Raw genomic sequence first — 14690 nt, forward strand, 5'->3', positions numbered from 1 at the left:
ACATGAATCAGTTTATCAACCGCAAGGAAAATGCGGTTACGGAAGCGATCGACGGGGTTCTTGCCGCATCCGGCGGCGCGCTCAGCCGCCTCGACGGATACCCGCACATTCGCGTCGTCCTGCGCTCGGATTGGGACAGGAGCAAGGTTGCGCTGGTTTCAGGTGGCGGCTCGGGACACGAGCCCGCGCATATCGGCTTCGTCGGCAAGGGCATGCTGACGGCCGCCGTCTGCGGCGATGTTTTCGCATCGCCGAGCGTGGACGCGATCCTCGCCGGTATCCTGGCGGTGACCGGGCCTGCCGGCTGCCTGCTGGTCGTCAAGAATTACACCGGTGACCGGCTGAACTTTGGCCTTGCGGCCGAACGCGCCCGCGCCTACGGCCTCAATGTGAGCATGGTCATCGTCGACGACGACATTGCGTTGCCGGACCTTCCGCAGGCCCGCGGTGTCGCCGGCACCCTGTTCGTTCACAAGATCGCCGGAGCGCTCGCGGAAAGCGGGGCAGACCTCGATACGATCGCCCATGCGGCGCGCAAGGTCATATCCGGCACGAGTACCATCGGCATGTCGCTCGATACCTGCACGGTTCCCGGTTCGCCGAAGGAACATCGCATCCCCGAGGGGCATGCGGAACTCGGCCTCGGCATCCATGGCGAAGCTGGCGTCGAACAGATTGTGTATTCCGATGCGAGAAGCGCCGTCGCCGCCATGGTCGAGCGACTGCAGGCGGCGATGGAGGACAAGCCGCACGTGGCGCTCGTCAACAATCTCGGCGGCACGTCGATCCTGGAAATGTCTGTCCTCATGCATGAACTCGCCCAGTCTGACATCGCCGACCGGATCGTGCACGTTGTCGGGCCCGCGCCGATGATGACGTCGCTGGACATGCGCGGCTTTTCCGTCTCCGTCTATCCGGCCGACAAGGCCGAACTGGAGCTGTTGTCCCGACCCGTGGCGCTTCCTGCATGGCCGGGCGTGACCGCCGTCAGGCCGGTGAATGTTCTGGCCCTGCCGGACGGCCTGACGCCGATTTCGCCTCTGCCTTCGCGACACGATGCGACGCGGCAGTTCCTGCTTGCCTGCTGCAACCTGCTGATCGATGCGGAAAAGGACCTGAACGCGCTCGATGCCAAGTCCGGCGACGGAGACACCGGCTCGACGCTGGCCGGCGCCGCACGGGCACTCATTCAGGCGCTCGATCGCCTGCCGCTTTCCGACCATACGCAGCTCTTCCGCGCCATCGGGCAGGAGCTGAGCCAGACGATGGGCGGTTCTTCGGGCGTGCTTCTGGCGATCTTCTTCGCCGCCGCCGGTGATGGCGCTTCGAGCGGGCTTTCGATCCGCGAAGCGCTGAAGGCCGGGTTGGCGCGCATGCAGGAAATCGGCGGCGCGCAGATCGGCGACCGCACCATGGTCGACGCGCTTTCCCCCGCGCTCGATGCGCTCGACGCGAGCATCGGCGCGGCTGCCAAGGCAGCGCGTGACGGCGCCAATCTGACGGCGACGCTCGTGCGGGCAAGGGCAGGGCGGGCGGCCTATATCAACGCCAAGCAGCTCGAAGGGCACATCGACCCCGGCGCCGAAGCAGTCGCCCGCCTGTTCGAGCACCTGGCGCGCCATCCCGATATGCTCGGGCGCCAGCCCGAAGGCGCCGCAGCCGTTGCCGGCTGACAGCCAGACAACAAAACGCCCCGGCAAGCCGGGGCGTTTCGTGACGGGAGGTGTCAGTGGAGCGTGGGCTCAGAGCGCGTGGCTCTCGTAACCGGCCGCCTTCAGGGCGTCTGCGATCGGCCCTGCCGCTGCGGCGGTCTCGACGCTGACTTCCCTATTGCCGAGATCGACCTTGATCGTTGCCTGCGAGTCGACGCTCAGGATCGCCTTCTGGACGACGCCGGCGCAGTGGCCACAGGTCATATTGTCGATCTTGTAGTTCTGCATGCTTGTCTCCTTGGTTCGGTTGTGAGACAAACATGGCGTCTCCCACCGTTGGAAGGTCAATAGGGCCTTCGAGATATTTGTTCGCGGCATTTCCAGTCGCACGAATGGTGGAAAATACCCCCGAGAGTCTAAGCCAACGGCCTCTCAAATTCTCCGAAAAATTTGAAAGTCTTTCATCATCGATCCCGGGAATGGACGGCTAGCGGTCTGCGTCCGGAAGTCGCACAATCCTGGGGCTGTGCAAGAGGCATTCGCGTCGTCCGAGAGAGGGCGGACGATCGCCAGCCGGCACGAAGCCTAAAGCGAAGCGATCGCTCCGGACTGTCCGGGCGTTCGAAATGCACTGGTCGGGAACTGGAGGAGACGGTTTCCCGCTCATTGTCGTTCGGCTGCGTCGTGGTGACGCCGCCAAGGGAGGAAAGATGTTTGAACGACTATTCAAGCTGAAAGAGCATCAGACGACGGCGCGCACCGAGGTGATCGCCGGTATTACGACATTCCTGACGATGTCCTACATCATCTTCGTCAACCCCGACATCCTGTCGAGCACGGGCATGGATAGGGATGCCGTCTTCGTCGCAACCTGTATCGCCGCAGCCCTCGGTTCGGCCGTCATGGCGCTCGTCGCCAACTGGCCGATCGGCATGGCGCCCGGCATGGGCCTCAACGCCTTCTTCGCCTTTACCGTGGTCGCGGCTCTCGGCTTTACCTGGCAGCAGGCGCTGGGTGCGGTCTTCATCTCGGGCGTGATCTTCCTGATCCTGACCGTGACGGGGGTCCGAAGCTGGCTGATTGCCGGTATTCCGCATTCGCTTCGAAGCGCGATCGCCACTGGTATCGGCCTCTTCCTCGGCATCATCGCCCTGAAGAATGCCGGCATCGTCGTCGACAATCCGGCAACGCTCGTCGGTCTCGGTGACCTCAAGCAGACCGGTCCGCTTCTCGCCATCCTCGGCTTCTTCGTGATTGCCGTGCTGGACGCGCTGAAAGTTCGCGGCTCGATCCTGATCGGCATCCTGGTCGTCACCGTCCTGTCGATGATCCTCGGCGTCAGCGAGTTCAAGGGCATCGTTTCGGCACCGCCGAGCATCGCGCCGACCTTCCTGCAACTCGACATCATGGGCGCCCTGCATGGCGGCCTGCTGCACGTCATCCTCGTCTTCGTGCTCGTCGAGGTCTTCGACGCGACCGGCACGCTGATCGGTGTCGCCAAGCGCGCCAAGCTGGTGGAAGAGGGCAAGCCGAACCGTCTCGGTCGCGCGCTTCTGGCCGACAGCACCGCGATCGTCGCCGGCTCGCTGATCGGCACCAGCAGCACCACCGCCTATGTCGAAAGCGCCTCGGGCGTGCAGGCCGGCGGTCGCACGGGCCTGACGGCACTCACCGTCTGCGTGCTGTTCCTGGCGGCGCTGTTCTTCTCGCCGCTCGCAGCCGCCGTTCCGTCCTATGCGACGGCCCCGGCTCTGCTCTATGTCGCCGGTCTGATGATGCGCGAACTGACGGAAGTCGACTGGGACGATCTGACCGAAGCGGCTCCGGCAGCGCTTACAGCACTCGCCATGCCCTTCACCTACTCGATCGCAAACGGTCTTGCCTTCGGCTTCGTCAGCTACGTCGTCTTGAAGGTCTTCACCGGCAAGTGGAGCGTCATCCACCCGGCAACCCAGCTCGTTGCGGCGCTCTTCATCGTGCGCTTCGCGTTCTTCGCCGAATAACGAAAATCGGCCGGAGCATGTTGCGCCGGCCGATCAGAACTTCCCCGTAGGTGCTGACCGGAGCAACGAAATGTTGCTCCGGTCTTTTTCTGTTTCGTCTCAGTATTGGCCGGCGGGCAGATGCACGACGAGCCCATCCAGTTCTGCCGAGACGGTGATCTGACAGCTCAGGCGGCTGCGTTCGTTCGGGTTGACCACGCACTCGATCATGTCCTGTTCCTGGAATTCGGGCGCCGGCAGGCGGTCGCTCCATTCGCCGTCGATGTAACAGTGACAGGTGCCGCAGGCGCAAGAGCCGCCGCATTCGGCGGCAATGGCGTCGATGCCGTTTTGCACGGCGGCGGACATCAGCGACTGGCCGATCTCCGCCTGGATTTCTTTCGTCGTGCCGTCCGCGTCGATGAAGACGATCTTGGGCATGGGTATTCTCCGATTGCGTATGTTGGTGTCGAGGATGGGGATCAGGCGGGCCGGATGGCGATCTTCAGCCGCTTGGGTCCGCGGACTGAAAGCCCGCGCTTGTATTCCGGTTCCCGGTCGACGAGTTCGATGGTCGGGAAGCGGCGAAGCAGGGTGCTGAAGATGATATCCATGTCGAGGCGCGCGAGGTGGTTGCCGAGACAGAAATGCACGCCGCCGCCAAAGGCCAGATGCCGATTGGGCGTGCGGCCGATGTCGAAGGTGTCGGCGTTCTCGAACTGCTTGGGATCGCGGTTGGCGGCGCCATAGAGCAGGCCGAACTTGGTGCCGCGCTCGAAGCGTCGGCCGAAGATCTCGATGTCCTCGACGCAATGGCGGTGGAAGAACGGAAGCGGCGACTCGTAGCGGAACATCTCCTGCACGCCGGTCTGGATCAGCCCGGGTTCGCTCCGCAGCCGCGCCATCTGGTCGGGGAAGCGCAGAAGTGCATGCATGCCGCTGCCGAGCACGTCGATCGTCGAGCCATGGCCGGCCATCAGGATCAGCATGCAGGTTGAGATGAATTCGTCGAAGTTCATCGCGCCCGAGCGCTCCGCCTCGATCAGCACGGAGATCAGGTCGTCCTTCGGCGCCCGCTCGCGCTCGGCCTTCAGCGCCGTCAGATATTCGTAGAATTCCGTGGTGTTGCGCTCGGCAATCTCCTTGCGCGCATCCGAGCGGTCGACGTCGAAGAACTGCACGATGTTTTCCGACCAGATCCGTAGCTGCGGACAGTCCTCGTCCGGCACGCCGAGCAGGCGGCCGATGATGTGGCCCGGAACATGGGCGGCCAGATCGTCGACGAAGTCGATCTCGCCACGATCGGCGAGGCTGTCGACCAGACGGTCGACATAGGCCTGGATCTGGTCGCGGAGCTTGGCGATCATCGCCGGCGTGAACAGCTTGAACACCTGTTTGCGCAGCCGGTCATGCACGGCACCATCGCTGTCGAGCAGGCTGAACTGCACGAAGCGCTCGTGATGCGGCATGTCGTGCCAATTGGCGGCGCGCTGCAGTTTTGCAAGCTCTTCCTTGGTTGCGAGGTCTTCGAGCGAGCGCACCATGCGCTTGTCCATAACGATCGCCGAGACGTCCTCGAAGCGCGAGGCAAGCCAGATGTCGAAGTCCGCGAAGTAGTGCAGCCCCTCCTTCTCGCGCAGCGCGCGATAGGTCGGATAGGGATCGCGAGCAAAATCCGGGGACAGCGGCGCGAAGGTGAAATTCGCGGCGTCGCCGTTCGGCGCGGTTTCGGTCATGGGCAATTCTCCGTGCATAAAGCTGCATGATAACGTCACGAGATCAGCTCTGTGAATGGCGTCCTGTCGCAAGATGATGGACAAAACTCGCATCGGATGCCAGAAAATGGCATGTTGCCCGAAAGCGAAGAACTCCATTTTCACACCCCGGCAAAATTCGCCGATGCGTTTCCGTATCTGGCGCTGGTGGCCGGAAGCCGGACGACACGTCCTGACGAGGCGCCGATCCGCAAACGGTTCCACCAGCATGTCTTCGTCTACACAACAGGCGGACGCGGGTTGATCGAGGTGCGCGGTCAGCGTTTCCTGGCCGAAACGGGCAGCGTCGCCTGGCTCGATACGGCTCAGGCCTATGCGCATAGCTGCGCGCCAGACAGCGAAAGTTGGCGCTATCTCTGGATGGGGATCGAGGGACACGGGCTTGATGCGCTCTACCAGTTTCTCGGCGTGCAGCAGTCGCCCCTGTTCGTGCCGAGAGAGACGGACAGGGCACAGGCGGCGTTCGAAAGTGTGAGCGGATTTCTTGCCGAGCGCTCGCCTGCGACCGATGCTCTCTCGAGCGCCGCGATCGCAGGGCTGATGGCGGACATGATCACGCCACGGCTGATTGGGGCCGAGCCGGCTGAGGAGAGGTCCGATGAAGACCGTTTGCTTCAGGTGCTGTCGGTGATGCGCGACGATCTCGCGAGACCCTGGACGATCGACGATCTGGCGGCTCTTGCGCGGCTGAGCCCGTCGCAACTCTTTCGCCGCTTTCGCGACACGGTGGGAACAACGCCGATGGACTGGCTGCGCCACGAGCGCATCAACCAGGCAAAACGCCTGCTGGTGGGGCCCGATGCCAAGGTGTCGGCGGTGGCCGCCGTTTGCGGCTATCCGGATCCCTATCATTTCTCCCGCGATTTCCGGCGGCTGACGGGATACACGCCGACGAAGTTCAGGCGGGATGGTGGCTATTGAGGCCGCAGTCTTATCGTCCGATTTCGGCGGCCAGCGAGGCCCTGGCGCACCGATAACCCGACCGGACGACCGGGTCATGCATTCATTCACACGATCAGGAACGGCTCCTTGAAGAAATGCTCTTCCAGGTTGACGCCTTCGCCACCGCGGTCGACCACCGCGAAATCCGAGACGTCATCAAGCGGCGTCAGGATGCCGTGCCAGACGTTGCGGGCGATGTTGACGCCCTGGCCAGGCGTGGTCTTGAAGGCGATCGGTTCGCTCGGGCCCTCATCGGTTTCCCGGGACACGACGATCAGAAACGGATTGTCGCTCAAGGGGATGAAGGCCTGGCTGCCGAGCGGATGGCGCTCGACCATGGTGAGTTTCAGCGGCAGCGGATAGGGTACGCCGCGCACCAGGCTGATCATCGGCCGGGCCTTTTCGCCTGTCGTGTCGATCTTGGCGAGGTCGTGGTAGCGTGTTGCATTGCCTCCGTTGATGGGGAAGTTGTTGGCATTCTCCGTTTCGATCACGTCGCCGAAAGGCGCAAAGGCCTCCCGGGTCAACGGCTGTATGACGATCTCCTTCATGTGACGCTCCTCCGTCCAATGTTGATCGGTTGCCTGGAAGTTCGGTCGTTTCGCCTCCTCGGCGAAACGATTTAGATGCCGGCTTTCGCAATACGCCCGAAGACACGCAGCCGGCTGACGCCGCCGTCGGGGAAGATGTTGAAGCGCACATGGGTCACCGGACCACCGGCCGCGAGCGCGCTTGCTTCAAAGGTGTGGATGCTGTCGGCGGATAGCTTCTGCGACGGCAGAACCTCGCGCCAGAACATCGACGATGCGGTGACGGATGCAGCCACTTCGCAGGCGGTCGCTCCGAGGTCTGCCGCCTGCAGCGAACAGGCATCCGGGTAGTTTCCCTTGAAGTGGGCGGTGTCGACCACGACGCGTTCGATCTCCCCGCGGGCGGCCAGCTTCACCACGATCCAGTCGTTGCCGGGTTCGCGGCGACGACGGGTCTCCCAGCCATCGCCCATGTTGACGCCACGTCCGGGCGCAAGCAGGCGCTGATGGCCGTAATGCCCATTGGAGTAGGCGATGATGCGCCCGCCGAGCAAGGATGAGGCCAGGTCGACCACCGTGTCGCCGATCGCTGCCCGGTCAAGTGCCGGCGCCCCGTAAACCCGAAGGCGGGCGACGCCGCCGTCGGGATAGATGCGCAGGCGCACATGGCTCCAGATGGAATCCGACCGCGCTTCGAAGTGATGCGGCGCACTCGGGCCGAGCGGCCGAGGGCAGACCAATTCCGTCCAGATCGTCCGATCGTCCGGGCCATCGGGTGCCAGACAGGCGTCGATGGCACAGGCGCTCGGGTAGTTGCCGGTGAAATGGGCGGTATCGACCTCGAAGCCCTGGATACGGCCGTTCGTCGCCAGTGCCACGATGGCGTGGTCGTTGCCGGGGCCGCGGCGTCGCCGCGTCTCCCAGCCGTCCATCCACTTGCCGTTCTCGTCATAGATGCCGGGATGATAGACCGGCGGCGCATCCTGCAGCAGGCGCTCGAGCGGCGCGAAGAACTCGTCGGTTGCGAAGACCGGCCGTGCGCCGAGGCCGGCGGAGGCGAGGTTGATCGCGTTCAGCGCGAATTCGGGCGGGCTCACGCCGTCGGTCGTCATCACGAGGCCCTCAGCTCGGCAGCATATCCTTGAGGCGCAGATAGGCGATGCGTTCCACCTGCCTGCACGCCGTCTCGAACTCGGTGTCGCGATCGTTGCCGATCCGGCTTTCGAAGGCCGCGAGGATTTCGTCCTTGCTGCGTCCCTTGACCGCCATGATGAACGGGAACTTGAACTTCTCGACATAGGCGGCGTTGAGCGTGGTGAAGCGCTCGCGCTCGGCATCGGTCAGCGCGTCGAGGCCGGCACCGGCCTGCTCGTTGGTCGAGCTTTCTGTCAGGCGCTTGGCCTGCGCCAGCTTGCCGGCGAGATCCGGGTGGGCGATGAGGACGGCAAGCCGTTCTTCGGCCGAAGCTTCGCGGAAGACTGCGGAAAGGGCGGCGGCAAGGCCGATCGCCGTGTCATTGGCCGGCGAGAGCTCACCCTGGAAGGCGCGCTTCGCGATCCACTTGGAATGTTCGAAGACGCCGCCGAACTTGGCGACGAAGGCCTCCCCGCCAAGCCGCGACGGGCGATCGTCCCAGGCCTTGTACGGGTAGTTCTCGGCCCAGTGGCGGGCGATGTCGACGCGTTTGGCGAGCCAGACCTTCTCGTGGCCCTGCACGTAGTCGAGGAAGCGGGCGAGCGCTGCGGCGCGGCCGGGGCGACCAACCAGGCGGCAGTGCAGCCCAATGCTCAGCATTTTCGGCGCGCCGGCGGCACCTTCGGCGTAGAGCACGTCGAAGCTGTCCTTGAGGTAGCTGAAGAACTGATCGCCGCTGTTGAAGCCCTGCGGTGTGGCAAAGCGCATGTCATTGCTGTCGAGTGTATAGGGGATCACCAGCTGATGGCGCCCGGCATGCTCGTGCCAATAGGGCAGGTCGTCGGCATAGGCGTCGGAGACATAGTCGAAACCGCCGGCCTCGGTCACGAGGTCGAGTGTGTTGTCGGAACAGCGCCCCGTGTACCAGCCGCGCGGGCGTTCGCCGGTGACGATCGTGTGCAGCCGGATCGCCTCGGCGATCTCCTGGCGCTCGCGCTCCGGCGAGAAATCCTTGTGCTCGATCCATTTCAGGCCGTGCGAGGCGATTTCCCAGCCGGCGTCCTGCATGGCGGCGACCTGTTCGGGCGAGCGCTTCAGCGCCGTGGCAACACCATAAACGGTGGCCGGCACGCCGCGCTCGGTGAACATGCGATGCAGACGCCAGAAGCCGGCGCGCGCGCCATACTCATAGATCGATTCCATGTTCCAGTGGCGTTGGCCCTGCCAGGCCTGCGCACCGACGATTTCCGACAGGAATGCTTCGGAGGCCGCGTCGCCATGCAGCACGCAGTTCTCGCCGCCTTCCTCGTAATTGATGACGAATTGCACGGCGATCCGCGCGCCGTCGGGCCATGTGATTTTGAAGTTCGGGCCGTGGCCGTGAAGATCGCGGGGGTATCTCATGAAAGCAGCTCCTCCAGACATTTTCGTCTCTGCATCCAATTTCTAGCGGCATTTGTTTCGAGCCATTCCCCCCAAAAAATTTGAAAGTCTCGAATGATCCGGTCGCTACCAAGCGGGTGGGAATGCCGGAATACTGCGAGGTGGAAAGCTGACTTCGGGAGGAGCGAAAACTATGCAATCTCAGGGTGGAAACGCCGGCCGTTTGACGACGCACGTGCTGGATACGGCCAGCGGCAAACCGGCCGAAGGGCTGCGCATCGAGCTCTACCGGGTCGAGGGCGATCGCCAGACGCATATCAAGTCCGTCAAGACCAATGACGACGGCCGCTGTGACGAGCCGCTCTTGAGCGGCGAGCGCATGCAGACCGGCACCTACGAGCTGCAGTTCCATGCAGGCGATTATCTCGGCGGAGCAGCCAAGCGCGGCGAAAACCCGTTCCTCGACGTGATCCCCATCCGCTTTGGCATCGATAACCAGGGCGCGCACTACCACGTGCCGCTGCTTCTTTCGCCCTATGGCTACTCCACCTACCGCGGGAGCTGAACAATGACGATCCAGATCCGCAACACGATCCGCTTCATTCTGAACCACCGCCTCGTCGAACTCTCGGATGTTTCGCCGGTTCAGACCCTGCTCGATTTTCTGCGCATCGACCGCAATCTGAAGGGCACGAAAGAAGGCTGCGCCGAAGGCGACTGTGGCGCCTGCACGGTGCTTGTCGGCCGTTTGCTCGACGGCAAGCTCAAGTATGAATCCGTCAATGCCTGCATCCGCTTCGTCGGCTCGCTCGATGGCTGTCACATCGTGACGGTGGATAGTCTGGCGCAACCCGCCGGTCCGCTGCATCCGGTGCAGCAGGCAATGGTCGATACCCACGCCTCGCAGTGCGGCTTCTGCACCCCGGGCTTCGTGATGTCACTCTATGGCCTCTGGATGGAGAACCCGAAGCCGTCGATTGCCGAAATCGAAAAGGCGCTACAGGGTAACCTTTGTCGTTGCACCGGCTATGCCGCGATCATCCGCGCCGCCGAGGCGATCTCGACGATCGGCGACGTCGGCAAGGACCCGCTGGTGGCCGAGCGCGACCGGATCGCCGGCGAACTGGCCGCCCTTCAGGATGGCCGCCGGGTGGAAATCGGCTCGGAGACGGAACGTTTCATTCTTCCTGGCTCGGTCGACGATTTCGCCGCCGTGCTCGAAGCCAACCCGAAGGCGACGATCGTCGCCGGCTCGACCGATGTCGGGCTCTGGGTCACCAAATTCATGCGCGACATCTCGCCGGTCATTCACCTGACCCATCTCGAAGAACTGCGCCGCATTACGGTCGATGCCGATGGCGTCACGCTCGGCGCCGGCGTCAGCTATGCCGAAGCCTACCCAGTGATTGTCGAGCACTTCCCGGAACTGACCGAGCTTTGGGACCGCATCGGCGGCCAACAGGTGCGCAACATGGGCACCGTCGGCGGCAACATTGCCAACGGCTCGCCGATCGGCGACACGCCGCCGGCGCTGATCGCGCTTGGCGCCTCGATCACGCTGCGCAAGGGCGATCGCCGCCGCACGGTGGTGCTCGAGGACTTCTTTATCGCCTACGGCAAGCAGGACCGCGAGCCGGGCGAGTTCGTCGAAAGCGTGCGCATTCCATTCGTTTCCGACAATGCCCGTGTTGCCGTCTACAAGGTGACGAAGCGTCTGGATGAAGACATCACCGCCGTCTGCGGCGGCTTCAACATTGCCTTCGACGCGGGTCGGGTCATGGACGCCATCATCGCCTTCGGTGGCATGGCCGCGACGCCGAAGCGCGCCGCAAATGTCGAGGCGGTGCTCAAGGGTGCCGAGTGGAACGAGGAGACGATCGAGCGCGCTCTCGCGGTCTTCGATCAGGACTTCACGCCGCTCACCGACTGGCGCGCGTCGGCGGAATACCGTCAGCTGGTGGCGAAGAACCTGCTTCGCCGCTTCTATCTCGAAACGCAGTCGACCGGCGGCCAGCTCCGTCTCGATCGCACCATTGCTGTCGCGGTTTAAGGGAGGAAGCCATGAACGTGATGCAGCCCATCGACCGCATCCGCGGTGGCGTACACGAAAAGGAACGGCACGAGTCCGGCCATAAGCACGTGTCGGGAACCGCCGAATATATCGACGATATTCCCGAGCCCCAGGGCACGCTGCATGGCTATCTCGGCCTGTCGCAGCGGGCGCATGCCGATATCCTGTCGATCGACTTCGAGGCCGTGAACGCCAGCGAAGGCGTGATCGGCGTCCTGACGGCGGCCGACATTCCCGGCGAGAACGACATCAGCCCGGCGCACAAGCATGACGAGCCGATCTTCGTCACCGACAAGGTGGAGTTCCACGGCCAGCCAATCTTCGCAGTCGTTGCGACCTCACGCGAGGCTGCCCGGCGCGCAGCGGCCAAGGTCAAGATCGAGTATCGCGACCTGCCGCATGTGACCGACGTGCTCGAAGCGGCAGCGGCCAACTATCCGCTGGTCATCGATCCCTTGAAGTTGGAGCGCGGCGACATCGACGCGGGCTTTGCCAGGTCGAAGAACATTCTCGAAGGCGAGATGCGCATCGGCGGCCAGGATCACTTTTACCTGGAAGGCCAGATCTCGTTTGCCATTCCCGGCGAGGACGACGAGGTGCTCGTCTATTCCTCGACCCAGCATCCGGCCGAAACGCAGCACATGGTTGCGACCGTGCTCGGCGTGCCGTCGAACGCAGTCACCGTCAACGTGCGCCGCATGGGCGGCGGCTTCGGCGGCAAGGAAACGCAGGCCAACATCTTCGCAGCCGTGGCCGCGGTCGCTGCCAAGAAATACCGTTGCCCGGTCAAGGTTCGGCCCGATCGCGACGACGACATGAGCGCGACCGGCAAGCGTCATGACTTCCACGTGGACTACAAGCTCGGCTTCGACGACGAAGGTCGCATCGAGGCGGTGGACGCCGTCTTTTCGGCCCGCTGCGGTTACTCGGCCGACCTTTCCGGCCCGGTCACCGACCGTGCGCTGTTCCATGCCGACAATTGCTACTTCTATCCGAACGTCCGCCTGCGTTCGCGCCCGCTGAAGACCAACACCGTTTCCAACACCGCGTTCCGCGGTTTCGGCGGCCCTCAAGGGATGGTCGGCGGCGAACGCATGATCGAGGACATCGCCTATGCCGTCGGCAAGGACCCGCTCGAAATTCGCAAGCTGAACTTCTACGGCGGCGAGGGGCGCAATCTAACGCCCTACCACCAGACGGTGGAAGACAACATCATTGGGCGGATCATCGAGGAACTGGAAACCTCGGCCGATTATGCCAAGCGTCGCGAAGCGGTGATCGCGTTCAACCGCGAGAACAACGTGGTCAAGCGCGGCATCGCGCTGACGCCGGTGAAGTTCGGCATCTCCTTCACCAAGACGGAGTACAACCAGGCCGGCGCGCTCGTGCATGTCTATACGGATGGCTCTATCCATCTGAACCATGGCGGCACCGAGATGGGGCAGGGGCTCTATACCAAGGTGGCCCAGGTGGTGGCCGACGAGTTCCAGGTCGATCTCGACCGGATCAAGGTGACGGCGACGACGACGGGCAAGGTGCCGAACACGTCGGCAACCGCGGCGTCGTCCGGTTCCGATCTCAACGGCATGGCCGCCGCCAACGCCGCCCAGCAGATCAAGGAACGGCTGGTCAAGTTCGCAGCCGAGCGCTGGAACGTCGCCGAGGCCGATGTCGCCTTCGAACCGAACGTGGTGCGGATCGGTGCCGAGCGCCTGAGTTTCAACGAGTTCATCAAGATCGCCTATGGCGCCCGCATTCAGCTGTCGGCTGCCGGCTTCTACAAGACGCCGAAGATCCACTGGAACCGCGCCGAAGGCCGGGGCCGGCCGTTCTTCTACTACGCCTACGGCGCTTCGTGCTCGGAGGTCAGCGTCGATACGCTAACTGGCGAATACCAGGTCGATCGCACCGATATCCTGCACGATGTCGGCCGCTCGCTGAACCCGGCCCTCGACCACGGACAGGTCGAAGGCGCATTCGTCCAGGGCATGGGCTGGCTGACGACGGAAGAACTCTGGTGGGATGCGAAGGGCCGTCTGCGCACGCACGCTCCCTCGACCTACAAGATCCCGCTTGCCTCTGACCGTCCGCGCGTCTTCAACACCCGGCTTGCCGAATGGTCGGTCAACCGCGAAGAGACGATCCGCCGTTCGAAGGCGGTCGGCGAACCGCCCTTCATGCTCGGCATCTCCGTGCTGGAAGCCTTGTCGATGGCGGCCGCGAGCGTTGCGGAGTATCGTATAGCGCCGCGCCTCGACGCGCCGGCAACGCCGGAACGGGTGTTGATGGCGATCGAGCGGCTGCGGGCGGCCGCACGGCAGAAAGGGTAACAGGGGCTGATCGTCATGGTGGCAAGCCGCGAGGATATCAGGGACTTTCTCAGACGCGAGCGCGACTGCGTTCTCGTCGAGGTGACCGGTGCAGCGGGGTCCACACCGCGCGACACCGACGCCTGGATGCTCGTCGCGCCTGAGAGCCTGTTCGGCACGATCGGCGGCGGGCAGCTCGAATACATGGCGATCGATCATGGCCGGCGGGCGCTGAAGCGTGGCGACGCGCCGGAGGCGATGACGATCCCGCTCGGACCGGAGATCGGCCAGTGTTGCGGCGGGCGCGTGACGCTTGCCTTCACACGCATCGATCGGGAGAAAGCCGCCATGCTGATTGAACGTAGCGACCTGGAAATCGCCAGCCGGCCGCATGTCTATGTCTTCGGCGCCGGCCATGTCGGCGATGCCTTGACGATGGCGCTTTCCCTGGTGCCGGTGCGCACGGTTCTCGTCGATACCCGCGAGAACGAGCTTTCGGCCGTTGCCGACATTCCCGGCATCGAGACCTGCCTGACGGCGATGCCGGAGGCGGTGGTGCGCGACGCGCCTCCCGGCAGTGCCTTCGTCATCCTCACCCATGACCATGCGCTCGACTTCCTGATCGCCGCGGAAGCGCTTCGCCGCGACGATGCCTCCTATGTCGGCATGATCGGCTCGAAGACCAAGCGCTCGACCTTCAAGAACTGGCTGTCGCGCGAGATCGGTCGCCCGGATCTCTTCGATAGGCTCGTCTGCCCGATCGGCGGCACGACGGTGAAAGACAAGCGGCCGGCGGTGATTGCCGCGCTTGCCGCCGCTGAAGTGATGGCGGCGGCGCTGAATTTCCGCCAGCCGGCGCAAGCGGACATCTCGCGTCGGCCGGCTGCCGCCAAGCTGGCTCGTTAGCCAGTC

General features: G+C 63.8%; 13 protein-coding genes. 7 read left to right on the forward strand and 6 right to left on the reverse strand.

Translation table 11 applies throughout. The features are described from left to right. The first annotated feature begins 2 nt into the window (after nt 1-2). The gene (locus tag M2267_RS20205) at nt 3-1673 is read left to right on the forward strand and encodes a dihydroxyacetone kinase subunit DhaK (protein ID WP_429116515.1); all 1671 of its coding nucleotides are present in this window, start codon (nt 3-5) and stop codon (nt 1671-1673) included. A 69-nt stretch (nt 1674-1742) separates the two neighbouring features. On the opposite strand, the gene M2267_RS20210 is transcribed toward M2267_RS20205, so the two are convergent. Then, nucleotides 1743-1940, reverse strand: a complete 198-nt coding sequence (locus M2267_RS20210) for a heavy-metal-associated domain-containing protein (RefSeq protein ID WP_429116516.1) — start codon at nt 1938-1940, stop codon at nt 1743-1745. 422 nt (nt 1941-2362) lie between these two features. On the opposite strand from M2267_RS20210, the gene M2267_RS20215 reads away from it, so the two are divergent. Then, entirely contained in the window at nt 2363-3655 is a 1293-nt protein-coding gene (locus M2267_RS20215; protein WP_192449634.1) for an NCS2 family permease, read from the forward strand. Nucleotides 3656-3754: 99 nt separating this feature from the next. Here the strand turns inward: M2267_RS20215 and M2267_RS20220 are convergent, their stop codons facing one another. After that, a complete protein-coding gene (locus M2267_RS20220; protein ID WP_043613820.1) occupies nt 3755-4075 on the reverse strand; it encodes a 2Fe-2S iron-sulfur cluster-binding protein in 321 nt (106 codons plus the stop codon). 41 nt (nt 4076-4116) lie between these two features. Next, nucleotides 4117-5370 carry a cytochrome P450 gene (locus M2267_RS20225; protein ID WP_429116520.1) on the reverse strand — a complete coding sequence of 418 codons (1254 nt, stop codon included), beginning with the start codon at nt 5368-5370 and terminating at the stop codon, nt 4117-4119. A gap of 51 nt (nt 5371-5421) precedes the next feature. Here M2267_RS20225 and M2267_RS20230 point away from each other — a divergent pair, with 51 nt between their 5' ends. Then, complete coding sequence (locus M2267_RS20230) at nt 5422-6330, forward strand: AraC family transcriptional regulator (protein ID WP_429116522.1); 909 nt, start codon at nt 5422-5424, stop codon at nt 6328-6330. Nucleotides 6331-6416: 86 nt separating this feature from the next. Here the strand turns inward: M2267_RS20230 and M2267_RS20235 are convergent, their stop codons facing one another. From M2267_RS20235 to puuE, 3 genes are all read right to left on the reverse strand, one after another. Continuing rightward, the gene (locus M2267_RS20235) at nt 6417-6902 is read right to left on the reverse strand and encodes an ureidoglycolate lyase (protein ID WP_034799348.1); all 486 of its coding nucleotides are present in this window, start codon (nt 6900-6902) and stop codon (nt 6417-6419) included. Nucleotides 6903-6973: 71 nt separating this feature from the next. Next, entirely contained in the window at nt 6974-7993 is a 1020-nt protein-coding gene (gene alc / locus M2267_RS20240; protein WP_429116524.1) for an allantoicase, read from the reverse strand. A gap of 10 nt (nt 7994-8003) precedes the next feature. Beyond that, the gene (gene puuE / locus M2267_RS20245) at nt 8004-9419 is read right to left on the reverse strand and encodes an allantoinase PuuE (RefSeq protein WP_429116526.1); all 1416 of its coding nucleotides are present in this window, start codon (nt 9417-9419) and stop codon (nt 8004-8006) included. Between the two features lie 172 nt (nt 9420-9591). Between puuE and uraH the strand changes: the two genes are divergently transcribed. Genes uraH through xdhC form a run of 4 tightly spaced genes read left to right on the forward strand, consistent with a single transcriptional unit; the run spans nt 9592 to nt 14684 of the window. After that, nucleotides 9592-9963, forward strand: coding sequence for a hydroxyisourate hydrolase (uraH, locus tag M2267_RS20250; RefSeq protein ID WP_104665191.1), 372 nt, complete (start codon nt 9592-9594; stop codon nt 9961-9963). Between the two features lie 3 nt (nt 9964-9966). Beyond that, complete coding sequence (gene xdhA, locus M2267_RS20255) at nt 9967-11448, forward strand: xanthine dehydrogenase small subunit (RefSeq protein WP_429116529.1); 1482 nt, start codon at nt 9967-9969, stop codon at nt 11446-11448. Nucleotides 11449-11459: 11 nt separating this feature from the next. After that, nucleotides 11460-13799, forward strand: a complete 2340-nt coding sequence (gene xdhB, locus M2267_RS20260; protein ID WP_429116532.1) for a xanthine dehydrogenase molybdopterin binding subunit — start codon at nt 11460-11462, stop codon at nt 13797-13799. 18 nt (nt 13800-13817) lie between these two features. Then, complete coding sequence (gene xdhC, locus M2267_RS20265) at nt 13818-14684, forward strand: xanthine dehydrogenase accessory protein XdhC (RefSeq protein WP_429116872.1); 867 nt, start codon at nt 13818-13820, stop codon at nt 14682-14684. Nucleotides 14685-14690 lie beyond the last annotated feature (6 nt).

It is taken from the genome of Ensifer sp. KUDG1, assembly GCF_050434285.1.
Lineage (GTDB): Bacteria > Pseudomonadota > Alphaproteobacteria > Rhizobiales > Rhizobiaceae > Ensifer.